Source organism: Nonomuraea harbinensis (assembly GCF_019396385.1).
Classification (GTDB): domain Bacteria; phylum Actinomycetota; class Actinomycetes; order Streptosporangiales; family Streptosporangiaceae; genus Nonomuraea; species Nonomuraea ferruginea.
Map to the genome: position 1 here is coordinate 46,524 of NZ_JAHKRN010000005.1, position 24,482 is coordinate 71,005.

20 protein-coding genes are annotated in these 24,482 nt (G+C 71.6%); 8 read left to right on the forward strand and 12 right to left on the reverse strand.

The genetic code is table 11. The annotated features are described in order from the left end of the window. Window positions 1-118 precede the first annotated feature (118 nt). Together KME79_RS06790 and KME79_RS06795 are read left to right on the forward strand one after the other, a co-directional pair. Window positions 119-3,103 (forward strand): M14 family metallopeptidase, encoded by a 2,985-nt coding sequence (locus tag KME79_RS06790; protein ID WP_308248818.1) that lies wholly within the window; start codon window positions 119-121, stop codon window positions 3,101-3,103. A gap of 113 nt (window positions 3,104-3,216) precedes the next feature. Beyond that, window positions 3,217-4,650, forward strand: coding sequence for an aldehyde dehydrogenase (locus KME79_RS06795; protein WP_148029542.1), 1,434 nt, complete (start codon window positions 3,217-3,219; stop codon window positions 4,648-4,650). Between the two features lie 222 nt (window positions 4,651-4,872). Here KME79_RS06795 and KME79_RS06800 read toward each other — a convergent pair whose 3' ends face one another. Together KME79_RS06800 and KME79_RS06805 are read right to left on the reverse strand one after the other, a co-directional pair. Further along, complete coding sequence (locus KME79_RS06800; RefSeq protein ID WP_246639412.1) at window positions 4,873-5,634, reverse strand: alpha/beta hydrolase; 762 nt, start codon at window positions 5,632-5,634, stop codon at window positions 4,873-4,875. Between the two features lie 37 nt (window positions 5,635-5,671). Next, window positions 5,672-6,592: an aldo/keto reductase gene (locus KME79_RS06805; RefSeq protein WP_219543734.1), complete on the reverse strand. Its 921-nt coding sequence runs from the start codon at window positions 6,590-6,592 to the stop codon at window positions 5,672-5,674. Between the two features lie 129 nt (window positions 6,593-6,721). On the opposite strand from KME79_RS06805, the gene KME79_RS06810 reads away from it, so the two are divergent. Together KME79_RS06810 and KME79_RS06815 are read left to right on the forward strand one after the other, a co-directional pair. Continuing rightward, window positions 6,722-7,081, forward strand: a complete 360-nt coding sequence (locus KME79_RS06810; protein WP_261808334.1) for a MerR family transcriptional regulator — start codon at window positions 6,722-6,724, stop codon at window positions 7,079-7,081. A gap of 76 nt (window positions 7,082-7,157) precedes the next feature. Further along, complete coding sequence (locus KME79_RS06815; RefSeq protein ID WP_219543735.1) at window positions 7,158-7,358, forward strand: hypothetical protein; 201 nt, start codon at window positions 7,158-7,160, stop codon at window positions 7,356-7,358. A 9-nt stretch (window positions 7,359-7,367) separates the two neighbouring features. On the opposite strand, the gene KME79_RS06820 is transcribed toward KME79_RS06815, so the two are convergent. After that, a complete protein-coding gene (locus tag KME79_RS06820) occupies window positions 7,368-9,230 on the reverse strand; it encodes an ABC transporter ATP-binding protein (RefSeq protein ID WP_219543736.1) in 1,863 nt (620 codons plus the stop codon). Window positions 9,231-9,415: 185 nt separating this feature from the next. Between KME79_RS06820 and KME79_RS06825 the strand changes: the two genes are divergently transcribed. Genes KME79_RS06825 through KME79_RS06835 form a run of 3 tightly spaced genes read left to right on the forward strand, consistent with a single transcriptional unit; the run spans window position 9,416 to window position 12,510 of the window. Beyond that, a complete protein-coding gene (locus tag KME79_RS06825) occupies window positions 9,416-10,705 on the forward strand; it encodes an ABC transporter substrate-binding protein (RefSeq protein WP_148029546.1) in 1,290 nt (429 codons plus the stop codon). Window positions 10,706-10,765: 60 nt separating this feature from the next. Further along, window positions 10,766-11,647: a carbohydrate ABC transporter permease gene (locus KME79_RS06830; protein WP_148029547.1), complete on the forward strand. Its 882-nt coding sequence runs from the start codon at window positions 10,766-10,768 to the stop codon at window positions 11,645-11,647. Continuing rightward, complete coding sequence (locus KME79_RS06835; protein WP_219543737.1) at window positions 11,644-12,510, forward strand: carbohydrate ABC transporter permease; 867 nt, start codon at window positions 11,644-11,646, stop codon at window positions 12,508-12,510. The genes KME79_RS06830 and KME79_RS06835 overlap by 4 nt, the downstream gene beginning before the upstream one ends. Here KME79_RS06835 and KME79_RS06840 read toward each other — a convergent pair. From KME79_RS06840 to KME79_RS06880, 9 genes are all read right to left on the reverse strand, one after another. Next, on the reverse strand, window positions 12,473-13,516 hold the full coding sequence (locus KME79_RS06840; RefSeq protein ID WP_219543738.1) for a 2-hydroxyacid dehydrogenase: 1,044 nt from the start codon (window positions 13,514-13,516) through the stop codon (window positions 12,473-12,475). The two genes, KME79_RS06835 and KME79_RS06840, sit on opposite strands and share 38 nt — an antisense overlap. Beyond that, entirely contained in the window at window positions 13,513-14,148 is a 636-nt protein-coding gene (locus tag KME79_RS06845; RefSeq protein WP_219543739.1) for a histidine phosphatase family protein, read from the reverse strand. The genes KME79_RS06840 and KME79_RS06845 overlap by 4 nt, the downstream gene beginning before the upstream one ends. Window positions 14,149-14,401: 253 nt before the next feature. Next, window positions 14,402-16,102, reverse strand: coding sequence for an FGGY-family carbohydrate kinase (locus tag KME79_RS06850; protein ID WP_219543740.1), 1,701 nt, complete (start codon window positions 16,100-16,102; stop codon window positions 14,402-14,404). Next, a complete protein-coding gene (locus KME79_RS06855; protein ID WP_246639413.1) occupies window positions 16,099-17,574 on the reverse strand; it encodes an FGGY-family carbohydrate kinase in 1,476 nt (491 codons plus the stop codon). Before KME79_RS06855 ends, KME79_RS06850 begins: the two co-directional genes overlap by 4 nt. Further along, on the reverse strand, window positions 17,571-18,842 hold the full coding sequence (locus KME79_RS06860) for a sugar ABC transporter permease (protein WP_219543741.1): 1,272 nt from the start codon (window positions 18,840-18,842) through the stop codon (window positions 17,571-17,573). Before KME79_RS06860 ends, KME79_RS06855 begins: the two co-directional genes overlap by 4 nt. Beyond that, the gene (locus KME79_RS06865) at window positions 18,839-19,630 is read right to left on the reverse strand and encodes an ATP-binding cassette domain-containing protein (RefSeq protein WP_219543742.1); all 792 of its coding nucleotides are present in this window, start codon (window positions 19,628-19,630) and stop codon (window positions 18,839-18,841) included. The genes KME79_RS06860 and KME79_RS06865 overlap by 4 nt, the downstream gene beginning before the upstream one ends. Before the next feature lie 9 nt (window positions 19,631-19,639). Then, window positions 19,640-20,731, reverse strand: a complete 1,092-nt coding sequence (locus KME79_RS06870) for an ABC transporter substrate-binding protein (RefSeq protein WP_219543743.1) — start codon at window positions 20,729-20,731, stop codon at window positions 19,640-19,642. A gap of 193 nt (window positions 20,732-20,924) precedes the next feature. Further along, window positions 20,925-21,875, reverse strand: coding sequence for a sugar-binding transcriptional regulator (locus KME79_RS06875; RefSeq protein WP_219543744.1), 951 nt, complete (start codon window positions 21,873-21,875; stop codon window positions 20,925-20,927). An 82-nt stretch (window positions 21,876-21,957) separates the two neighbouring features. Next, window positions 21,958-22,974 carry an ArsR/SmtB family transcription factor gene (locus KME79_RS06880; RefSeq protein ID WP_148029554.1) on the reverse strand — a complete coding sequence of 339 codons (1,017 nt, stop codon included), beginning with the start codon at window positions 22,972-22,974 and terminating at the stop codon, window positions 21,958-21,960. Window positions 22,975-23,098: 124 nt separating this feature from the next. On the opposite strand from KME79_RS06880, the gene KME79_RS06885 reads away from it, so the two are divergent. After that, window positions 23,099-24,340, forward strand: coding sequence for an MFS transporter (locus KME79_RS06885; protein WP_246639414.1), 1,242 nt, complete (start codon window positions 23,099-23,101; stop codon window positions 24,338-24,340). Window positions 24,341-24,482: the final 142 nt, after the last annotated feature.

Here is a 24,482-nt window from a genome sequence, read left to right on the forward strand (position 1 = left end):
AGACAGGAATAAAGATTGGGTCTTGCCGGGATCGTCAAGTCCCATTGAGATGGCGATCGTACGCGTCTCTGCGAAGGGGCAGGAACCTGTGTCTCGTTCACTCACCCTTGTCACGGCCGTGATCCTCGGCTTAGGCACGTCCATGGTCGCGCTGCAAGCCCAGGCGGCCGTGGACCCGCTACCGCCCGGCGACCGGATCGAGCTCTACCAGCTCGACAGCCCGCTCGGCACCGCCCAGGCCCTCAGGGAGAAGGGCTTCGACGTCGTCCAGCAGGAGATCCGGAACGGCAAGGAGCACATCGAGCTCACCGCCGCCCAGAAGGATCTCGAAGGGCTGGAGAAGCTCGGCCACGAACCCGCGCCCGTACGCAACCCGCAGGGCCAGACCCAGCTCCAGGCGGCCAAGGCCCAGGCGGCGAGCGGATACACCGTCTACAAGTCCTACTCCGAGAGCGGCGGCATCGCCGACCAGCTCAGGAAGATCGCCGACGAGAACAAGGACGTCGTCAAGCTCCAGTCCATCGGCAAGACGCTCCGCGGCCAGGACATCCTCGCCGCCAAGGTGACCTCGCTGGCCAGGGTGCTGCCCGACGGCATCAAGCCCGCCACCCTGTACTCCGCCACCCAGCACGCCCGCGAGTGGATCGCCACCGAGGTGGACATGCGGCTGCTCAAGCACGTGGTGGCCAACAAGAGGCAGCTCAGGAGCCTGCTGGACCGGACCGAGCTGTGGTTCGTGCCGGTCGCCAACCCCGACGGCTACGACTTCACCTTCACCGAGGGCAACCGCCTGTGGCGCAAGAACCTGCGTGACGTGAACGGGGACGGCCAGATCACCACCGGCGACGGCGTCGACCTGAACCGGAACTTCCCCACGAACTTCCACTACGACGAGGAGGGCTCCTCCTCGATCCCGAGCAGCGAGACCTACCGCGGCGCCGGCCCGGCCAGCGAGCCGGAGACGAAGGCCATGGACGGCCTGCTCAAGCGGGTGAAGTTCGAGATGCAGCTCAACTACCACTCGTACGGCCCGCTGCTGCTCTACCCGTCGGGTTTCCAGATCGCCACGGAGACCGCCGACCACCCGATCTACCAGGCGCTGACCGGTGACGACGAGAACCCGGCGGTGCCCGGCTTCGACCCGGACCTGGGCGCCGAGCTCTACACCACGAACGGCGAGACCACCGACCACGCCCACTCCACCTACGGCACGCTGGCGTGGACGCCCGAGCTGAACGAGGGCTGCGACGGCTGCGGCTTCGTCTTCCCCGACGACGAGGCGCTGGTGCAGGCCGAGTTCGAGAGGAACCTGCCGTTCGCGCTCGACGTGGCCAAGTCGGCGGTCAACCCGGTCGAGCCGGTGAGCCACCTGGGCAACACCACGCCGGACTTCGTCCTGGACCCGTTCGACGTCAGCTACGGCAAGAACCAGACGGTCCAGGTCAACGCCAAGCGCAAGCTCGGCCCGGTGTTCCTGAACTACCAGGTCGACAACGGCCGCACGCGGGTGAAGCTGACCAAGGAGTGGAAGGGCGGCGAGCGGTACGGCAAGGGCTACGACCGCTACTACCACCGGTTGCGCGGCGAGGTCACCGGCACCAAGCCGGGCGACACGGTCAAGGTGTGGTTCAGCTCCCTGGGCAAGAAGAGCCAGTCGTTCACGTACAAGGTGCACGACGACATCGGCGGCAAGGTGCTCGTGCTGGCCGCCGAGGACGTCACCGGTCTGAGCCCGGCGCAGGGCGTCACCGAGGCGAAGTACGCCGGCGCCTACGCCCAGGCGCTCCAGGCGGCCGGTTACAGCTCCGACGTGTACGACATGGACAAGATGGGGCGCAAGGCGCCGCACCCGCTGGGCGTGCTCAGCCACTACAAGGCCGTCATCTGGGAGACCGGTGACGACATCATCCCGCGCAGCGCGGGCCAGGTGCCCGGCACCACCTCCCTGGCGGGCGTGGACACCGAGCTGGCCGTCCGCGACTACCTGAACGAGGGCGGCAAGGTCATGCACGCGGGCAAGTACCCGTCGTACGCGGCCAACGCCAACGGCGCCTACTACTACGAGCCCGACCAGCCGGGTCAGCCGGAGTGCTCGGAGCCGAGCGACCCGCCCTGCATCCCGGTGTTCAACGACTTCCAGCAGTACTGGCTGGGGGCGTACGTCTACTTCGACAACTCGGGCAGCGACCCGGCCACCGGCCAGCCGTACCCGGTGAAGGGCGTGAACGGCGGGTTCGACGGCTTCGCGGGCACGCTGGAGCCGGACGTGCACACCAACGCCTTCGTGGCCACCTCGGCGATCCTGCCCGCGGACAAGTTCCCGCTGTTCGCCAGCTCGGCGCCGATCAAGTGGGAGCGGCCCGGCGCCCCGTTCGACCCGCACACCGGGTCCTGGGACGTCTACAGCGGCATCGCCGACGTCTCATGGAAGCGGCTGAGCAAGACGATCGACCTGACCGGCCGGTCGAGCGGCGAGCTGACGTTCTGGGCGTCGCTCGACACCGAGGCCGACTGGGACTTCTTCATGGTGGAGGCGCGCACGGCGGACGGCGACGACTGGACGACGCTGCCCGACGCCAACGGCCACACCTCCCAGGCGACCGGCAGCAGCTGCCAGTCCGGGTGGAGCAGCATCCACCCGTTCACCCAGCGGTACCAGGGCCCGGACTGCGAGCCGACCGGCACCTCCGGCTCCTGGAACGCGGCCTCGGGCAACTCCGGCGGCTGGCAGCAGTGGCGGATCGACCTGACCCCGTACGCGGGCAAGCAGGTCGAGGTCTCGATCTCGTACGTCAGCGACTGGGCCACCCAGGGCGCCGGCGTCTTCGTCGACGACGCGGTCGTCACGCTGGACGGCGCGACGGCGGAGGAGACCTCGTTCGAGTCCGACCTGGGCGGCTGGACGGTGGCGGACCCGCCCGAGGGCACGTCCGCCTCGGTGAACAACTGGGCCCGCACGGACCAGGTGTTCGAGGAGGGCGCGGGCATCACCACCCGCGACACCGTCTACCTGGGCTTCGGCGCGGAAAGCCTGCTCGACCAGGCCACCAGGACCGACCTGGTGAAGCGGTCGATGGCGCACCTGCTCAACGGCCGGCGCTGACGGTCTGAAGAGGGGCACGGCACCGGGTGCCGTGCCCCTCTTGCGTGCCCGGACAGAACATGATTCGGTCCTCTTGCGAAGAAAGCATTCGGTTCCGGCAGGAGGCTCACGACATGCGCCAGCACGACAAGCTGTTCATCGGGGGCGAGTGGGTGACCCCGGCGGGCACCGGCACGATCGACGTGATCAGCCCGCACACCGAGGAGGTCGTCGGCCGGGTCCCCGACGGCACCGCCGAGGACGTGGACCGGGCGGTGGCCGCCGCCCGCGAGGCGTTCGACCACGGACCGTGGCCGCGCATGACGTTCGCCGAGCGGGCGGCCGTCATCGGCAGGCTGGCCGAGATCTACGCCGAGCGGCAGGGCGAGATGGCCGCGCTCATCACCGAGGAGATGGGCTCGCCGATCACCTTCTCCAACCTCGCCCAGGCGCCGCAGCCGCTGGGCATGCTGCAGTACTACGCCCAGTACGGCGCCACGTTCGAGCAGGAGGAGCAGCGGCCCGGCGTGTTCGGCCCGGTGACCGTCCGGCGCGAGCCGGTGGGCGTGGTGGCGGCCGTGGTGCCGTGGAACGTCCCGCAGTTCGTCACGATGACCAAGGTCGCGCCCGCGCTGCTGGCCGGCTGCGCGATCGTCCTCAAGCCGGCCCCCGAGACGCCGCTCGACGCGTACGTGCTGGCCGACATGGCGCGCGAGGCGGGGGTGCCGGCGGGCGTGCTCAACATCGTGCCCGCCGGCCGCGAGGTGAGCGAGCACCTGGTGTCGCACCCGGGCGTCGACAAGGTGGCGTTCACCGGCTCGACCGCGGCCGGCCGGCGCATCGCCTCCATCTGCGGCGAGCAGCTCAAGCGGGTCAGCCTGGAGCTGGGCGGCAAGTCGGCCGCGATCGTGCTCGACGACGCCGACCTGGCCTCCTCGATGGGCATGCTGGCCATCGCCTCGCTGATGAACAACGGCCAGGCGTGCGTGGCGCAGACCCGCATCCTGGCCTCGCGCAACCGCTACGACGAGGTCGTCGAGGCGGTCGTGAACATGGTCAACTCCCAGCCCGTCGGCGACCCCGCCGACCCGGCCACCGGCATCGGGCCCCTGGTGGCCCGGCGGCAGCAGGAGCGGGTCGAGGGCTACATCAAGATCGGCATGGACGAGGGCGCCAAGGTCGTCGTCGGCGGGCTGGAGCGCCCGCACGACCGCGGCTGGTACGTCGCCCCGACGGTGTTCGCGAACGTGACCAACGACATGCGCATCGCCCGCGAGGAGATCTTCGGCCCGGTCCTCGCGGTGATCCCGTACGAGGACGAGGCGGACGCGGTGCGGATCGCCAACGACAGCGACTACGGCCTGGCCGGCACCGTCTGGACGGCCGACACCGAGCACGGCATGGACGTGGCCCGCCAGGTGCGCGCCGGCACGTACGGCGTCAACTGCTACATGATCGAGACGGGCGCGCCGTTCGGTGGCTACAAGGCCAGCGGGCTCGGCCGCGAGCTGGGCCCCGAAGGGCTGGCCGGCTACCTGGAGTACAAGACGATCGCCCGGCTGGGCTGACGTCACGACGAGGGCCCCGGCGACGCGCCGGGGCCCTCGTCGTGACGCGGATGGCACCCAGCGCGCCCCCGCGACGCTAGGTGCCCACCCTGCGGTGGACCACTTTGGGCAATCAGCCGACTACGAGAAGTATGAACCACGCCCATCGCCTGGGCGGATCGCTTACCCCTGAGACTTCTCCCGGCGGTTTGCTGCTGTCCGCCCTAGGTAGACGTGTTTTATTCAGGAAAAGTTCGAGGAGATCCACTTTCCGATCCTGCGGACCAGTTCGGGGGTCGCCGCGGACTCCGCGTGGCCGTACCCGGGCTCGATCCACAGCTCCTTCGGCTCCCGCGCGCCCTCGTACAGCTGCCGGGCGTGATCGAGCGGGAAGAACGCGTCCGCGTCACCGTGCACGATCAGCAGCGGCGTCGGCGAGATCAGCGCGGCGGCCTCGTGCGGCGGCATCGGGATCGGGTCCCAGCGGCCGACGGCGATCCTGGTCCGCTTCGCCATCCTGGCCGCCCAGCGGCCCAGCGGCTGTTCGATGATCCAGTGGACCTGGCGCATCGGCTTGGTGCCGCGGTAGTACCACCGGGCCGGGCCGCTGACCGCGACCACCGCGTCCGCGCCCTCGCACAGCCCCGCGTGCCGCACCGCCACGGCGGCCCCCATGGAGAAGCCGACCACGGCGATCCTGCGGTAGCCGGTCGCCCGCGCGTGGCGGACGGCCGCGGCCACGTCGAGGATCTCCTTGTCGCCCACCGTGCTCTCGCCGCCGGACCTGCCGTGGCCGCGGAAGTCGAAGGCGATCACCCCGCCGTACGCGCTGAGCACGTGCACGATCCGCCGGGCTGGCCGCTCCCGCCACGAGCCCGTGAACCCGTGCGCCACCACGATGCCGACGTCCCGCGCCGCGCTCCCGGCGGGAGGGGTGTGCGCGGCGTCGATGCGCACGCCGTCGTCGGTCCTGAGCATGACGGGGAAGCTGGGCGCGAACTGCATGCTCCGAGCTTAATTTCCCTCCCCGGGCCGCCCGCGTTCAGCTGGGGGTGTCGAGGCGGGACTTCAGGTCGTCGTCCAGCTTGAGCTCCGTCGCGGCGATGGCCTCCTCCAGCTGGGCCATCGAGCTGACGCCGACGATGGGCACGTGGCCGTCCGCCAGGAGCCAGGCCAGCACCACCTGGTTGGGGGTCGCGCCGAGCTCCCGCGCCACCTGGTGCAGGACCTCCAGGCGGCGGGTCGTACCGGGGTGGTGGTAGATGTCGGGGATCGGCCGGTCCTCGCGGGTGTAGGCGCCGAACATCAGCGTGTTGTACGCCCACAGCGTCACCCCGGTGTCCTCCAGGTAGCCCAGGTGCTCGTCCGTGGTGAGCGTGTGACCGCTCTCGACGAGCTTCGTGTACGGGCGCGGGCGCAGGTAGGTGTGCCGGAGCTGCAGGTGCGTGTACGGGGTCCAGCCGTGGGCCGCCGAGACGTTCCTGGCCCGCTCCAGCCGCCAGGCCGGCAGGTTGCTGGCGCCGATGGCCAGCGCCCGCCCCGCCTGGACCAGCTCCTCGAACGTGCCCAGCGTCTCCTCCAGCGGCACCGACCTGTCCTCGATGTGCGCCCAGTACAGGTCCACGCGGTCGGTGCCCAGCCTGCGCAGGCTGCCCTCCATCGCGGTACGGATCGCCGCGGCGGACAGGCCCTCGGCGGAGTCGAGGGTGACGTCGCCGGGCACCGTGGGGCGCGCGCCCACCTTGGTGCTCAGGTACACCTGGTCCCGGTTGCCCCGGGCGGCGAGCCAGGCACCGATGGCCAGCTCGCTCTCGTCGCCGGTGCGGCCGGGCTCCCAGAACGGATAGTTGTCGGCCGTGTCGAGCATCCGGCCGCCGGCTTCGACGAAGCGGTCGAGGATGGCGAAGGTGTCCTTCTCGCTGACGGTCGTGCCGAAGGGGATGGTGCCGAGTGCGATTCTCATGGCTATGACGATGGAAGCTGGAGCGCACTCCATGTCAACCGTCCACTTTTATCGGATTTATCGGGCTATTTCGGGCATTTCGACCTGGAGCTTGACCTGGAGTCCGCTCCAGGTGGCATGCTCTTTCGCGTGAGCGTCTACACCCCCGCCGAGGTCGTCGAGGAGACCGGCTTCACCCTCGACACGCTGCGCTACTACGAGAAGATCGGCCTGCTCGAACGCGTCGAACGCAACGCCGCCGGCCAGCGCCGCTTCACCGAACAGGACATCGGCTGGCTGGGCATGCTCCGCTGCCTGCGCGACACCGGCATGCCGATCGCCCAGATGCTCCGCTTCGCCGAGCTGACCCGCGCCGGCGACCACACCATCCCGGACCGCATCAAACTCCTCGAAGAGCACGACCGCCGAGTCGAGGGCCAGATCGACAACCTCCAGGAACGCAAGCGCTACATCAGAAACAAGATCTCCTACTACCGCAGCGTCCTCTGACCGAGCGGCTCCAGTCGTCGGGGTAGAGCACGCGAACTGCCATCACTTTCCGTGCTCATGATGTAACAGTAAGTTCATGGCCGCCCCCGCGATTCGCCGCCTCATGGAGGAGATCATGACGGCCACCGACTGGCCGGTCTACACGCCGTGGGCCCGCGAACACTACGGCCGCGGTCTCCAGGAGGGTGTGGCCGAAGGGAAGGCCGAAGAGGCTGCCAAGTCGGTGCTGCTCTTCGCGGCCACCGCCCAGACGCTCCAGGGCATGTTCGGCGACTGAACCGGCGGGTCAGCGGTAGGCCGAGGCCTGGAGGGTGTAGAGCTCGGCGTAGAGGCCGTCGAGGGTCATGAGGGTCTCGTGGTCGCCCTGTTCGGTGACCTGGCCGTGGCGGAGGACGTAGATGCGGTCGGCGTAGCGGACGCTGGCCAGGCGGTGGGTGATGAGCAGGACCGTGCGGCCGTCGGAGTGGTGGCGGATGCGCTCGAAGAGGGCGTGTTCGGCGCGGGCGTCCAGGGCGGCGGTCGGCTCGTCGCAGATGAGCAGCTGGGCGTCGCGGTGGAAGCCGCGGGCGACCGCGATGCGCTGCCACTGGCCGCCCGACAGCTCGTGACCGTCCTTGAAGCGGCGGTCCAGGAGGGTGCGGTAGCCGTGGGGGAGCTCCGCGATCACCTCGTCGGCCCCGGCCACCGCGGCCGCCGCGTGCAGGGCCGGCTCGCCCTTGCCGGTGCCCATGGTGATGTTGTAGCGGGCGTTGAGCGGCCAGCGGGTGTGGTCCTGGGCGATGACGGCGGTGCGCAGGCGCAGGTCCTCCGGGCTGACGAGGCGCAGGTCGACGTCGTCCCACAGGACGCTGCCGGTGTCGGGCTCGTACAACCCTGAGAGGATCTTGGCGAGGGTGGTCTTGCCGGAGCCGTTCTCGCCGACGAAGGCGATGACCTCGCCCCGCTTGATCTCCACGCTGACGCCGCGCAGCGCGGGCTCGTCGGAGCCGGGGTAGGTGAAGGTCAGGTCGCGGGCGCTGATCCGTTCGAAGCGCTCGGGGGCGGGGGAGCGGCTCGGGTCGGGCTGGCGCCGCTCGGCGTCGGCGCAGAACTCCACGAAGTCGGTGAAGTAGAGGCCCTCCTCGTAGAGCCGGTTGGTGGCGTACATGAGATTGGCCAGCGACTGGGAGCCGGAGCGGATGGCGAGCACGGCGGTGCCGGCGACGGCGAGCGGGATGGCGCCGAGGGCCAGCAGGATGCCGAGCGCGACGTAGACCAGGCCGCTGCCGAGCCCGCCGAGCGCCTCGCCGACCAGCTTGGCGACGGTCTGCCGCCTGGCCAGCCGGAGCATCACCTCCTGCTCCGCCCTGGCGACCGCGTCGTACATGCGCAGCAGGAAACCGCGCATGGTGAACGAGCGGACCTCGGCGGCCGGGTCGCGCTCTGCCAGCAGGTCGGCGGTGATCCACTTGCGGCGGATGACTGGGATCAGCGCGAACATGGTCGTGTAGCGCATCCTGGCGCTGCGCACCGCGGCCCACGCGTCGGGCAGCACCGCGAGCAGCAGCAGCGGCAGCAGCACCGGGTGGAGGACGCCGAGCACGCCGGCCACGGCGGCGATGCCCACGGCGGCGGTCACCACGTCGATGGCCGAGGTCACCACCGTGTCGGCCACCGACACGCCGCGCAGCCTGGCCCGCTGGAGCGAGTCGTGGAACGCCGGGTCGTCGTAGGAGACCAGCTCCACGCGGCTGGTCAGGCCGTAGAGCCGCTCCTCCGTCAGCCGGGCGACCTGGGGGGTGAGCCGGGCCTGCGCCCAGCCGGCGCCCGCCGTGACGGCGGTGCGCAGCGCGGCGGCGGTGGCGACCAGGATCAGGCCGGGCAGCGCCGCCCGCACCCGGTCGGGCGTGGGCCCCTCACTGAACAGGGCGTTGAGCACGCCCGTGGTCGCCAGCAGCCCGAACGCGGTGAAGACGCCGCCCAGCAGGTTGAGCGAGACGGTGGCCACGGTGTCGCGGGGGCTGGCCCGCCAGGCCATGCCCATCGCCTGGCGGATGAGGGAGGGGAGGCGCCGGGCGATGGTCAGGAACCCCACCTCGGCCATCTTGTCGGTGTGCGCGTGCCAGTCGGAGAGGGATATCTCGCCCAGTTCGAGGGGCTCGTCGGCCATACCTGGTGTTGTTCCCGCCCGCACCGGCGAATCCGCATGCGATGTTCCTTCGCGTTGCCGGGGGAGTATGCCGACCTGTTATCCGCACGTCCTTGACGCATCAGCGGGCGAGATGGGTTGATGGCCCTACTGACAACGTTGTCAACTCACCGAAGTTCGGGGGCTTCTCGAAGGGATGGTGTGCGATGAGACGACGGTGGATGGCAGCCGCCGCGATCACTTTTGCGAGCGTGCTGGGCCTTTCCGCCTGCGGCGGCGGCGGTGGTGACACGGCCGGCGGCCAGCCGAGCGGCGGGAAGCAGCAGGTCGAGGTCTTCTCGTGGTGGACCGGCCCCGGCGAGGCCGACGGCCTGCAGGCCATGCGGCAGATCTTCGAGCAGCAGAATCCCGGCCAGACGTTCTTCGACGCCGCCGTGGCGGGCGGCTCGGGCGACAAGGCCAAGGCGCTGCTCGCCTCCAAGCTGCAGGCCGACACCCCGCCGGACACGTTCCAGGGACACGCGGGCGCCGAGCTGCAGGGCTACATCAAGGCGGGCGACCTGGAGGAGCTGAACTTCCTCTACGACGAGCTGAAGCTGCAGGACGTCTTCCCCTCCCAGCTCATCGAGCAGATCAGCGTGGACGGCAAGATCTACTCGGTGCCGGTCAACATCCACAGGTCGAACGTCCTGTGGTTCAACCCGGCCGTGCTCAAGGAGGCCGGCGTGGCCGGCGCGCCGAAGAGCATCGAGGAGTTCCTCACGGCCCTGGAGAAGGTCAAGGCCACCGGCAAGATCCCGCTGTCGATCGGCTCCGAGTGGACCGCGGTCCACCTGCTGGAGAGCGTGCTGCTCGGCTCGCTCGGCACCGACGCCTACAACGCCCTGTTCCTGCCGGGCGCCGACTGGAACAGCGCCGGGGTGACCAAGGCGCTGGAGGACTTCAAGAAGATCATGTCGTACGCGGGAGACCCGCAGGACGACTGGCAGCCCGCAGCCAAGCAGGTGGCCGACGGCGAGGCCGCGTTCAACGTCATGGGCGACTGGGCGTACGGCTACTTCCACAACCCGCCGGAGGGCGGCCTCGGCAAGACGTCGAAGACCGACTTCGACTGGGCGCCCTCTCCCGGCACCGAGGGCACGTACCTGTGGCTGTCGGACAGCTTCACACTCCCCAAGGGCGCCAAGAACCGTGACGGCGCCGTCGCGTGGCTGAAGGTCGCCGCCAGCAAGGAGGGCCAGGACGCGTTCAACCCGAAGAAGGGTTCCATCCCCGCCCGCAAGGACGCCGACCAGGCGCTCTACACCGACTATCTGGCCGACGCGCTGAAGGACTGGTCGGCCGACAAGCTCGCCGGCTCCATCCAGCACGGCGTCGCGGTCAACCAGCCGTGGCTGGCCGAGATCAACACGCAGGTCGGCCTGTTCCTCGGCACGCAGGACGTGGCCGCGCTGCAGAAGGGCCTGGCGGACGCCGCGGCGGCGAACGCCCAGTAGGACGACGGCACGGCAGGCGCGGCACGCGCCTGCCGTGCCTTTTCACGGAGGGAGTGGTCGGTGAGACGAGTGCGCGCCTGGCTCCCGGGGCTGCTCCTCGTCGCGCCGTCGATCGTGGCGATCGGCGTGTTCGTGTACGGCATGCTGGGGTGGAACTTCCAGTTGGCCATGACGGACAAGCACGACGAGGTGTCCGAGGGGGAGTTCGTCGGGCTGACGAACTTCATCGGCATCTGGGACGAGGCCCGATGGCATCTCTCGGTCAACCACGCGATCATGTTCACGGTCGTGTTCGTGGCCGGGGCGCTGGTGCTCGGGTGGTTCCTGGCGTTCCTGATGGAGAAGGGCGTCCGCGGCGAGGGCACGTTCCGGGCGATCTACCTGTTCCCGATGGCCGTGTCGTTCGTCGCCACCGGCATCGTGTGGCGGTGGCTGATGAACTCGGGCCAGGACGAGCGGGCGGTCGGGCTGAACCGGATGTTCGACTGGCTCGGGCTGCCGCAATGGCAGTGGTTCCGGGACCCGGACTGGGGGATGGCGGCCATGGCCATCCCTGCGATCTGGCAGATGTCCGGATATGTCATGGCGTTATTCCTGGCGGGGTTCCGCGGCGTCCCCGAGGAGCTGCGGGAGGCGGCGCGGGTGGACGGCTGCACCGAGTGGGGCGTCTACCGGCACGTGGTGCTGCCCCTGCTGCGCCCGGTCACCCTGTCGGCGCTGATCATCCTCGGGCACATCTCGCTCAAGGTGTTCGACCTGATCGTGGCGGTCTCCGGCAAGCAGGTCATCACCGACGTGCCGGCGGTGTTCATGTGGGTGGCGGTCTTCGACTCCCACGATCCGGCCAAGGGGGCGACCATCGCCTCCTACATCGTGCTCAGCGTGGCCGTCTTCGTGATCCCGTACCTGATCTGGTCCGTACGTAAGGAGAGGCGGCCATGACGGCGGTCGCGGTGGCGGGGCGCAGGCGCCGGGCCTTCTCGCTCGCGAAGCTGGCGGTCCTGATCGCGTTCGTGGTGATCTTCCTGATCCCCATCTACGTGCTGCTGGTCACCAGCTTCAAGCCGCTCACCGAAGCGGACCCCGGCCAGGCGTGGAACCTGCCGCAGACGTGGACGTTCGAGGCGTGGCGGGTCGCGTGGGAGAAGCTCGCGCCCGGCCTGTGGAACAGCGTGCTGCTGGCCGTGCCCGGCTCGATCCTGTCGTGCGCGCTCGGCTCGATGAACGGGTACGTGCTCTCCAAGTGGCGCTTCCCCGGCGCGGACGTGCTGTTCACGCTGTTCCTGTTCGGCATGTTCATCCCGTACCAGGGCGTGATGATCCCGCTGGTGCAGCTGCTCGTCGGGCTGAACGAGCTGACCGGGATGCAGGGTGTCTGGTACGGCGGCATCCCCGGGCTGGTGCTGGCCCACGTGGTGTACGGGATCCCGATCTCCACGCTGATCTTCCGCAACTACTACGTGACGATCCCGGACGAGCTGATCGAGGCGTCGCGGGTGGACGGGGCGGGGATGCTGCGCACGTACTGGTCGGTCGTCCTGCCGGTGTCGGGGCCGGCGATCGCGGTGGTGATCATCTGGCAGTTCACCTCACTGTGGAACGACTTCCTGTTCGCCGTCTTCCTCACCGGCCCGCAGAGCTGGCCGGCCACGGTGATGCTGAACAACATCGCCGGCGCCCAGGCCACCCCCTACAGCCAGCAGATGGCCGCGGCCATCCTGGCGTCGATCCCGACCATGCTCATCTACGTGCTGCTCGGCCGGTTCTTCATGCGCGGCCTGATGGCCGGCGCGCTGAAAGGGTGACGGCGGGGTTGGCGCAGTGCGCCGGCGGCTCACCGCGGGCGTACCTGGCCACGTCGGCGGCCACGATGGAGGCGGCCTTCATGGCCGTCTCCTTGCTGGCGCCGGCCAGGTGCGGGGTCATCACCAGGTTCGGCGCGGCGAGCAGCCGCGAGCCGGCCGGGATCGGCTCCTCGGAGAAGACGTCCACGCCGGCGCCGAACAGGTGGCCCGACTCCAGCGCGTCGCAGAGCGCGTCGTAGTCGAGCAGCGCGCCGCGCGCGCAGTTGACCAGCACCGAGCCGCGCGGCATCAGCGCGAGCTGCTCGGCGCCGATCATGCCGGTGGTCTCGGGCGTGGCCCGCGCGTGCAGCGACACGAACCGGGAGCGGCGCAGCAGCTCGTCCAGCTCCACCTGTCCCGGCACGTCCACGTACGGGTCGTACACGAGCACCTCGGCCCCGAAGCCCTCCACCATGCGGGCCACCCGGCGGCCGATCGCGCCGTAGCCGACCAGGCCGACCGTGCTGCCCTCCAGCTCCGGGCCGACCCTGTCGTAGGTGTAGTAGTCGCCGCGCCAGACGCCCCCGGCCAGGTCGCCGTGCGTCTGCGGGATCCGGCGGGTGGCGGCGAGCAGCAGCGCCATCGTGTGCTCCGCGGTGGCCACCGCGTTGCGCCCGGGGGCGAAGGTGACCGCCACGCCGGCCTCGGTGGCGGCCTCCAGGTTGGCGTTCACCGGGCCGCCCCGGCTGACGCAGAACAGCCGCAGGTCGGGGCAGGCGTCGAGGACGCGCCTGGTGAGCGGGGCCATCTGGGTCACGCACACCTCCACGCCCCGCAGCGCGGCGATCAGCTCGTCCTCCACGTCCGACGCCTCGTCGACCTCGCCCACGGGGCCGAACGGGACGACCGGCCACGGCAGGGTGAGCTCGCTGATCGCCAGGCCACCGGTGACCTCGCGGCGCAGCGCGCCGGCCAGCAGGTCGTTCCGGACGAAGTGGTCGCCGGCGGCAAGCACTCGGATGGTCAACGAACGGCTCCAATCGGGGTGTTGTACTGCAGGATCGCGGCCCGGGGCGCGTCGTCGCGCAGGCGCAGCTCGGTGAGGGCGCAGTTGTCCAGGCGCGGGAACAGCCGCCGGTACTCGCCGAGCGGCACGCCGACGAGGCGGCACAGGGCGATCCTGATGGCGGTGGTGTGCGCGACGACGAGCACCCGCCCGTCCGGGTCGGCGGCGGCGATGTCGCGCAGCGCGGCCGTGAACCGGTCCGCGGCGGCGGCCGGGTCCTCGCCGCCGGGCAGCGGGTTCGCGCCGGGGTCGGCCTCGAAGGCGGCGCGGGCCTCGGGGAAGCGCTCGCGCATCTCGCGCGCGGTCAGGCCCTCGGCCTGGCCGAAGTCCAGCTCCCTCAGCCGCTCGTCCACCCGCAGCCGCACCCCGGCCGCCTCGGCGCTGGCACCGGCGGTGATCTGGGCCCGGCTCAGCGTGGACGCCCACACCGCGCTCAGTCCCGCCCCGGCGGCCCATCCGGCTAGCTGCCGCGCCTGCTCGTGACCGCGCGGGGTCAGCTCCACGTCGCTGATCCCCGCGTAGCGGTTCTCGGCGTGCCAGACGGTCTCACCATGCCGCACCAGCACCAGCGTCGCGGCCCTTGCGTCGGTCACCACGTCCCCCTCATCCCGTTTCCAACGATCCCCACCAGCCCCGCAAACCGCGCCCCGCCCTCGTCCGGCGCCACTCGCGGCGGTTCCGCTCGCGAGGGTCGTGCCGCCTGCGACGGCTGAGGCTCGGCCGCGGGCCGCACCCTTGCGGGCTGCACCCTTGCGGGCTGCACCCTTGCGGGCTGCACCCTTGCGGGCTGCACCGTATGCGTTGGCCGCGCGCCCTGGGCGGGCCGCGCTGTGTGTGCGGGCGGGGTCATCGCTCGCTCCTTTGGCGGGCGTGGGCGGCGGCGGGGGTGGGGAGCCAGCCGCGCTCTTCCAGGGCGGTGACGAAGCGCAGGTACGGTTCGCGCAGGCCGGCGCCGGAGGGTTCGACGACCTCGCGGGTACGGATCATGCGGGCGGCGGCGTCTGCGGCGCCGGTCGTGCCCGCGGTTCCGGCCGTGTCGGTGGCTCCGGCTGCCAGGACGGCCATGCCGAGTGCCGGTTCGGCGTTCTCCCGGAGGGTCACCGGACGGCCGAGGACGTCGGCGCGGAGCTGGGTCCAGTACGCGCTGCGGGTGGCGCCGCCGGTGAGGATGATCTCGCCGTCCACGGGGGCGCCGAGCAGGTCGAGGTAGTCGAAGCAGAGCCGTTCGACGAACGCCGCGCCGAGCAGGATCGCGACATACCGCTCCACGTCGTCGGCGGGCTCACCGAGCGTGAAACCCTCGGCGTCCGGCGCCGCGAACGGGAACCGCTCACCCCGCGAGACCAGCGGATACGTGATCGGCAGCCCTGCCGGATCCAGCGGGCCGCCGCCTCCGCCCCGGCCCGCAGGGTACGCGCCCACGGTGGTCCCGCGACCGTACGGACTGTCCACGTCCGAGGAGCTCCTGCGGCCGTACGTGCCATCCACGGCTGCGGAGTCCCGGCGACCGTACGTGCCACCCGGGGAGTCCACGCGACCGTACGTGGCACCTGAGGAGCCCGAGCGGCCGTGCGTGAGGCCTGTGGAGGTTGCGGGGGCGTAGCGGGTGGCGGCTTCCAGGGACAGGGCGTCGAGGTCGAGGCCAGGGAGGTCGCGGGAGAGGACGCCGGCGCCGGTGCTCGACGCGCCGCCCGGGAGCCAGGACCCGTCCGGGGCGCGGTGTGAGTAGACGACGCCGAGCGGGTCGCGCACCGGCTCGCGGGTGACGCCCTTGAGCACGAGGGTGGTGCCCAGGACGGAGTTCCAGCTCCCGGGGGTCAGCGCGCCCGCGCCGAGCTGGGCGGCGCACCCGTCGGTGGTCCCCGCGATCACCGGGGTGCCCCGCGGGATGCCGGTGGCCCTGGCCGCCTCCGCGCAGACCGCGCCGACGCGGGTGCCGGGACGTACCACGGCGGGCAGCACGCCGGCGGGCACCCCGAGCGCGGACAGGACGTCGGACGGCCAGCGTTCGTCGATCAGGTCCACCCCGGTCTTGAGCGCGTTGCCCAGGTCGGTCGCCACCTCGCGCCCGGCCAGCCGGCGGTTGACGAGGTCGCTCTGGTGGGCCAGGCGGGCCCCCGCCGGGGCGTCGCCGAGCAGCCACAGCAGCTTGGGCAGCGCCCAGTTGGTCTGCATGCGCCGGTAACCCAGCCGCTCCCAGACCGGCGCGCCCACCTCGTTCACCCGGTCCACGATCCCGGCGGCGCGCCTGTCGTCGTACATGAGCGCGGGCGTCAGCGGCGTCCCGTCCGGCGCGGTGAGCAGGATCGTCCCGGACGTGGCGTCGACCGCGACCCCCTCGATCCGCCCGGCGGGCACGTCGCGCAGCGCCTCGCGGGTGGCCGCGGCCAGCGCCTGCCACCACTCCTCGGGGTCCTGCTCGTGCCGGACGCCGTCGCGGCGGCTGGTCAGCGGGCGGACGGCCGCGCCGAGCACCCGCCCGCCGGCGTCCACGACCATCGCGCGCACGCTCTGGGTGCCGAGGTCGATCCCGATCCACGCGCTCATGACCTGCTCCGCATCTCGGCGAGCAGCGGCCAGGATCGGGCCGCGTGCTCGCGCAGGGTCAGGAAGTCCCGGTACGCGCTCGCGTACGGGCCGGGCTCGGGCTCCACGACGTCCCCGAGCCGCACGTGCCGGGCGGCGGCGTCCTGGATCGTCGCGGCGCCGGTGGCGGCGAGCCCGACGAGGAAGGCGCCCCTCGCGCCGACCTCGGCGTCGGCCGGGCGCAGCACAGGCAGCCCGGTGACGGCGGCGATGAGCCGCAGCCACAGCCCGCTCGCCGAGCCGCCGCCGCAGACCCGCAGCTCGCGCGGGGCGGCGCCGGTGGCGGCCAGGCAGTCCTGGACGACGAGCGTGAGCCCTTCCAGCACGGCGCGGGCGAGGTGCTCGCGGCCGTGCTCGACGGACATGCCGAGGAACGCGCCCCTGGCGTACGGGTCGGAGAACGGCGCCCGCTCACCGGCGGGGGAGAAGTAGGGCAGGAACGCCAGCCCGCGCGCCCCCGGTTCGCTCCGCGCGGCCAGCTCGCTCAGCTCGGCGGGCCGGTCCAGGCCGAGCATCCGGCAGGCCCACTGGATCACCTCGGTGCCGGCGAACGTGGGGAAGGCGCGCAGGTAGCCGCCCGGCGCCGCGATCGTGATGCCGACCGGGTCGCCGTCCAGGTCCGGCCGTTCGACCAGGGTCTCCACGCAGAGCGTGGTGCCGAGGATGCCGCACGCCTGCCCCGGGCTGACCGCGCCCGCGCCGAGCGCGGTCGTGACGATGTCGTACGGGGCCAGCACCACGGGCGTGCCCTCGGCCAGCCCGAGTCGCTCCGCCGCCCGCTTCGACAGCCCGGCTGTGCGCCGGTCGTCGTCGCGGATGCCGGGCAGCAGCCGCTGCGCCCATTCCAGCCCGAACAGCTCAAGCAGCTCGGGCGCGTAGCGGCGGGCGCGCAGGTCCATGAACGGGGCGGAGGCGTCGGACTCGTCGGCGGCGAGCTCGCCGGTCAGCCGCGCGAAGATCCAGCCGCCGCAGGTGAGTGCGGCGGCGGAGCGGGCCAGTCGTGCGGGGTCGTGCTCCTTCAGCCAGGCGAGGATCGCGTGCGGCAGCCCGGAGGCCGCCGACGAGCCGTTGACCCGGAAGGCCCGCGCGGCCAGCCCGGACCGGGTCCAGCCGTCGACGATCCCGGCCGCGCGGCCGTCGTTCCACAGGATGGCCGGGCCGGTGGGCTCTCCGGCGGAGTCGACCAGCCAGCAGCCGTCGCCCTGCGCGGTCACGGCCACGAAGTCCACCGGCTCGCCGAGCGCGGCGGCCACCTCGCGCACGGTCGCCTCGACGGCGTCCCAGACCGCGGCCATGTCCTGCTCGGCGTGTCCGGGTACGGGTCTGGAGACGGTCGTGGGCCGCCTGGACACCGCGGACTCGGCGTCCCGGGCGTCGTAGCCGACGGCTTTGATCACCGTGGTGCCCGCGTCGACGCAGATGGCCGCCATCATGCCCTGCCGTGCGAGGTCCTCGACCGGCGCGAGACGGAGTCGACGACCACCGCCAGGAGCAGGACGGCCCCGGTGACCATGAAGCGGATGGAGGAGTCGAGGTTCAGCAGCGTCAGGCCGCTGGAGATCGACTGGATGACGATGATGCCGAGCAGCGCGCCGAACGCGGTGCCGCGCCCGCCGAACAGGCTCGTGCCGCCGATGACCGCCGCGGCGATGGCGTTGAGGTTGACGTCGCCGCCGCCGCTGCTCTGGTTGGCCGCCGCGAGCCGGGCCGCGGCGAGGATGCCGCCGACCGCCGCGAAGGAGGAGCAGAGCACGAACACCGAGGTGTAGATGGTCCTGACGTTGATGCCGGCGCGCCTGGCGGCCTCGACGTTGCCGCCGACCGCGTACACCGACCTGCCCCACCGCGTACGCGAGAGCAGGTAGTGCATGACCAGCACCAGCGCGACGAAGAACACGAACATCCAGCCGACGCCGCGCGTCTGTCCCAGGTACCAGACCATGAACAGCAGCGCCACCAGCAGCGCGGCGCTCCGCACGACCAGCGCCGAGGTGCTCTTCGACGACAGCCCGGCCTTGCGGCGCTCCCTGGCGTGCAGGTAGCCGCTCGCGAACAGCCACCCGGCCGCGACCACCGCCAGCGTGTACGAAAGCCAGGCGGGCACGAAGGCGAGCTGGGCGAAGTTCACCAGCCCCGAGTCGAACGGCAGGTTGATCGCGCCCTTGGTGCCGAGCACGTACAGCTGCAGGCCGAGGAAGCCGAGCAGGCCCGCGAGCGTGATGACGAAGCTGGGCACGCCGAACCTGTTGAACAGCTGCGCGTACACCCAGCCGACGGCGGCGCCGATGATGACCGCGGCCGAGATCGCCACCCAGACCGGCAGCCCCTGGTCCACGAAGAGCACCGCCAGCACCGCGCCCGACAGGCCGCTGACCGAGCCGACGGACAGGTCGATCTGGCCGACCAGCAGGACGCAGACGATGCCCAGCGCGATGACGCCGACCGCGGCCGACTCCATCGTCAGGTTCACCAGGTTCTGGCTGGACAGGAAGATCGGGTTGAGGATCTGCAGCACACTCCAGATGACGATCAGCCCGACCACGACCGGGATCACGCCGAGGTCGCCGCCGCGCGCCCGCTCGACCACGTCGGTGAACGCGCCGCGCAGGCCCTCGCGCCGCTGCAGCCGCTCGTCCTGGTGGTCCGTGGCGACCGTGCCGCCCGTCGTGCCGCCCGTCGTGCTGTTCACCGTGTCCTTCATGACGGGAGCCCTTCCTGACGCCGGGACGCCCGCCGGGCCACCGCGTTGTCGGTGGCCCCGGTGATCGCGGCGATGATGTCTTCGGCGGAGACGTCGCCGACGTCGAAGACGCCGTTGTTGCGGCCGAGCCTGAGCACCGCGACCTTGTCGGCCACGGCCTTCACGTCGGCCATGTTGTGGCTGATCATGATCACGCCCAGGCCGTTCTCGCGCAGCCGCTCGACCAGGTTGAGCACCTCGGCCGTCTGGGCGACGCCCAGCGCGGCCGTCGGCTCGTCCAGGATGATGATCTTCGGGTCGCCGAGCAGCGACCTGGCGATCGCCACCGTCTGGCGCTGGCCCCCGGACAGCGCCGCCACCGGGACCCGCACGCTCGGGATCTTCGCGGAGAGCTGCCGGAGCAGCTCCCACGAACGCGTCTCCATCGCCACGTCGTTCAGGCGCAGCGGGCGGATCTCCTGGCCCAGGAACAGGTTCTGGATCACGTTGAGGTTCTCGCAGAGCGCCAGGTCCTGGAAGACGGTGGCGATGCCGAGCTTGTGCGCCGCCGCCGGGTTGGGGATGTCGACCTCACGGCCGGCGAACGTGATCGTCCCCGAGTCCGGCGGATGCACCCCTGAGAGGATCTTGACCAGCGTGGACTTGCCGGCGCCGTTGTCGCCGACCACCGCGACGACCTGGTGCGGGGCCACGTCGAGCTCGATGTCGGTGAGCGCGGCGACGGCCCCGAAGGTCTTGCTGATGCCGCGCAGGGACAGGACTGCGTCCGGCTGCTGAGTGGGCGACACGGGGACCCCTTACTTGATGTCGAGCGCGGCGCAGCCCTCGGCGTACTCGCCGGTGCACACCTCGGAGGCCTTCATGATGCCGCTGTCGAACAGCACCTCCTTGACGTTCTCCTTCGTCACGACCGTCGGGACGAAGAGCTCGGAGGGCGTGTCGTACAGGGAGTCCTTGCCCTCGGGCTTCTGGCCCTGCATGAACTGGTAGGCGACGTCGGCGGCGGCCTCGGCGACGATCTTGATCGGCTTGGAGATCGTGTTGTACTGGTCGCCCTTGATGATGCGCTGGGCGGCGGCGATCTCCGCGTCGTTGCCGGTGACCGGCGGCACGTCCTTGCCCGCGGCCTTGAAGGCGGCGATGGTGCCGCTGGCGGTGCCGTCGTTGGCCGCGACCACGCCGACGATGTCGTCGCCGAACTGGGTGATCTGGCCGCTGACCCAGGCCTGCGCCTTCTCCGGGCTCCACTCGGGCGTGTCGTACTCGGCCAGCAGCTTGAAGCCGCTGGGGTCGACGGCGCTGTGGATGCCCTTCTTGATCAGGCCGGCCGCGGCGTCCGTCGGGGAGCCGTTCACCTGGAGGATGCCGCCCTCGGCGTTCTCCGCCTTGAGGTGGTCGACCAGCGACTGGGCGATCAGCGAGCCGATCTTCTCGTTGTCGAACGAGATGTAGTAGTCGGCCGGAGTGGACGGGATCGGCCGGTCGTAGGCGATGATCGGCACCTGCTGCGCCTGCGCGGCGCGCACGATGGTGGCCGCCGCGGTGGAGTCGACGGGGTCGATCACGATGGCCTTGACGCCCTGGGCCAGCGCGGAGTTCGCCTGCTGCTGCTGCTTGGCGGCGTCGGAGTCGGCGTTCTGGTAGATGACGGAGCAGCTGGGGCAGAGCTCCTTCATCTTGGCCTCGAACAGCGGCTTGTCCTGCTGCTCGTACCGGGTGGAGGCGAGGTCGGGCATGAGGAACGCCACCTTGGCGTTCTCCGCGCCGCCCTCGGCGCCGCTGGTCGCCGCACCGTCGCCGCCGCCGGTCGAGCCGCACGCGGCCAGCGCCGAAGTCGCGAGGACCGCCACGGCGGCGAAGGCGGACGTCCGCATCTTGATTCTCTTCACGGGTTCTTTCCTCACTCGCTACGTCCAGCGGACGATCTCGTATGCGTCGCGTCCCCCGAATGCGACCAATGACGCGCCTGTCGGGCCACGTCCTGTGGTGGGCATCACGCTAGCCGGGGCCAGAACATTTGTCCAGCACGAGTGTTCACACTTTAGGCATGCGGACGACGCCGAGTTCACCCCGGCGTGGCGCTCAACGCGTGGCGGCGAGGATGCTCTCGGCGGTCAGCGCGTCGGTCACGAGCCGGTTGAAGTAGCCGCCCCTGGCCCCCGCGATGATCGAGGCCACCTTCTCCCCGCCCACGGCGACGGCGATCGAGTGCGGGATGCGCCGCAGCTCCTCCAGGCCGGCCGCGACCAGGCGTTCGCTGCCCGGATAGTCGACCGGCTCGCCGTCGCGGTCGTAGAAGCGCGAGCAGACGTCGCCCACGGCCCTGCGCAGGCTGGGCTCGTCGCGCGGCACGAACGCGGGCACGACCTGGCGCGTCAGCGGCGGCGAGCCGACGCCCACGACCGCGCACCTGGCCTGCGCCCACAGGTCCATCACCCGGCGCACCGACGGCTCGTGCTGCAGCGAGTAGAACAGCTCGGGGCCAGGCAGCGCGGGCGCGTGCAGGTAGTGGGGCACGCCGCCGACCTGGTCGGCCAGCAGCCGGGTGGTCTCGTTGGTCTGGAACCAGGGCTGCGGGTCCTGCTGCCCGCCGACCGCCGGGGCGATCCGCACGCCGGGGAAGCGGCCGAGCCCTTCGCGCGCGCACTCGTACACGGTGCTGCCCGACGACACCAGCACCACGTCGCCCGACTCCAGCCCCACCGCCGCCAGCGCCTTGGCCAGGCCGGGGGCCAGCCACGGGCCCAGCGCGGGGCCGCTGACCTTGGGGACCAGGTGGACGTCGTGGAGGTTCAGCGCGGCGGCGACCTCGCTCGCCAGGTGGCCTCCGGCCAGCCGTTCGGGGCGGTGCACCTTGATCTCGACGATGCCCTGCCTGCGCGCCTCGGTCAGCAGCCGGCTCACGGTCGCCCTGCTGACGCCCAGCCGTTTGGCGATGTCGGCCTGGGTGGCGTCGTGGAGGTAGTACTGCGACGCCGCGGCGTACATCAGCTCCTGGGGGAAGCGGGCTTCCTGTGCGGCGTCGACATTCATGCGCGCGCTCCCTGGGGATTCTCTGAACAATTGTGCTGAACGTATGCGCTCGACTATACCTTCGCGCCGCCTGGAAGAAAGGCTAGCGATCCTGGCGCGAATCCGGGATGCCCGGCCGGATCGCGCCCGCGACGAGGGCGTCGCCGAGCGGGGTGCGCGCGTACAGGACGCTGCGGCCGGTCCGGGTGCCGCTGATCAGCCCGGCCTCGCGGAGCGCCGCCAGGTGGCCGCCCGTGGTGCCGAGGCTCTGCCCGAGCAGCGCGGCCAGGTGGGTGGTCGTGGCCGGCGCGGCCAGCTCCTCCAGGACTCGGGCGCGGGTGCGCCCGATCAGCCGCGCCAGGCCGGCCCCCGCCCGGCGCCGTCCGGCCGCGATCCCGCGGGCGGGGTACACCAGCGCGGACGGCCACGCCTCCTCCAGGTACGCGCCCAGGTTGCCGATGAACGCCGACGGCAGGAACAGCAGCCCCTTGCCGCCCAGCCGGTACCACTCGTCCTGCGTGCCCATCGCGATCTCGATGTGGCCGTCGCCGTTCCAGCGCACCTGCTCGCTCAGGCCGTCGAGCGCCGCCGCCCACCCGTAGGCCGCCAGCCGCCCTGCCCGGTGCACCACGTCCCGCTCCAGGATCGCCTGGAAGTGCGGCCACTCCCTGGACACGATCTCCGTCCAGAGCGCCTCGTACGCGTCGGCGATGAGCCGCACCACGTCGGCGCCGAGCAGCAGGGTCCTGGCCTCCTCGGCGGGCGGCGGGCGGCGGGCCAGCACCGCGGCGATCTCGGCGTGCGCCTGCTCGATCGGGGTCTCCCTGACGGCGGACAGCTCCGCCTCGAACGGCACGCCCACGCCGGTGGGCGGGGGCGCGATGAAGTCCACGTTCGCGTCGCCCCGGTTGCCGGAGATCACGGCCGTGGCGCGCAGCGCCGGGTGGCGGCGCGCCAGCTCCCGGTACGCCGGCCGCCACCGGTCCACCCACTGCCGGTGCACGCCCGCCGGTCCGCGGCCGTCGAGCAGCCACTGCGCGTGCATGGTCTCGATCAGCGGCGAGATGGCGAACCGGCTGGCGGCCACGTCCTGCGGGGTGACCTCGATCCTGTACACCATCTTTCGGTTATATCCGAAAGCTTCGCCGCGAGCTCGGACCCCGGCCACCATCGGATGAACAGACGAGGCGGCCCCGGCCCTCCCTCCGGGGCCGCCCCTCCCACCCCTCCTGAGGAGATCCGCCTTGTCCACCGAACGCGCGGCGACCTACGGCGAGGTGTTCGCCGTCCGCGAGTTCCGGGTGCTGTTCGGCAGCTTCGCGCTGCTGGTGTCCGGCGACTCGATCAAGATGCTGGCGCTGTCGGTGCTGGTGTACGCGGAGAGCGGCTCGCCCGGGCTGGCCGCGGCCGCCTACATGGTGGGCTGGCTGCCGTACATCGTCGGTGGCATGTTCCTGCTGTCGCTGGCCGACCGGCTGCCCGCGCGGGGGCTCATGGTGGTGGGCGAACTGGTCAGGGTGGTGGTGTGCCTGCTGCTGGCGTACGCGGGGCTGCCGGTCTGGGCGATGCTGGCGCTGGTGCTGGTCACAGGGCTGTTCTCGCCCGTCTTCGGCGCCGCGCGCAGCGCCATGCTGCCGGACGTGCTGCCCGGTGACGCGTTCGTCCTGGGACGGTCGCTCCTGGGCGTCACCTCGGCCGGAGCCCAGATCGGCGGCCTGGCCGTGGGCGGCGCCTTCCTGGCCGCCACCGGCCCCCAGGGCGCCCTCGCGGCCACCGCCGCGCTCTCCGCCTTCGGCGCCCTGATCCTCCGCTTCGGCCTTCCGCCCGGTCCGCCCCGCCAGACTGACCGGCGGGGCTCCGCTTCCGGAGCGGTGCGGACCACGCTGCGGGTCAACAGAGTGCTGCTCGCCGACCGGCGGGTGCGCGGGCTGCTGCTGGCGTCGTGGGTGCCGCCGCTGTTCCTGGCCGGGGGCGAGGCGATGATCGTGCCGTACCTGGGCGGGCAGGGCAAGGCCGGCGTGGTGCTGGCCGCGGCCGCCGCCGGGATGGCCGTGGGGGAGTTCGCCGTCGGCCGGTTCGCCGCGCCGGCGCTGCGGGAACGGCTCTCGCTGCCGCTGGCGGTGCTGCTCGGGGTGCCGTGGCTGGGGTTCCTGGCCGCGCCCGGCGTCGGGTGGGCCGCCGCCCTCGCCGCCGTCGCGGCCGCGGGCCTCGCCTACCAGCTCGGGCTGCAGCGCCGTTTCGTCGACGCCGTGCCCGAGGACGTGCGCGGGCAGGCGTTCGGGCTGCTGTCGACGGGGCTGATGACCGGGCAGGCGGTGGGCGCGGCGCTCATCGGCGTCGTGGGCGAGGTGTTCTCACCCCGGCTCGGGATCGTGGTCGCGGGCGCCGCCGGCGTCCTCGCCGCCCTGGCCCTGTGGCGGCCCCTCCGCCCGGAGCCTGCCCCGGGGAGAATCACCGCCGAACAGACCCCCACCCGAACCCCCTGATCCGTTGATCCCCTCTCGGGCAGGGCGCCGCAACGGGTGCCTGAGGCCCGTCGACCCTGCCGTAAGTTCAGAAAAATCACGACCTTTTGGGAAACCCCTCGGGCTCGGCGCCGTCATGCGTGCCTGACGGCCCGCTCAGCCC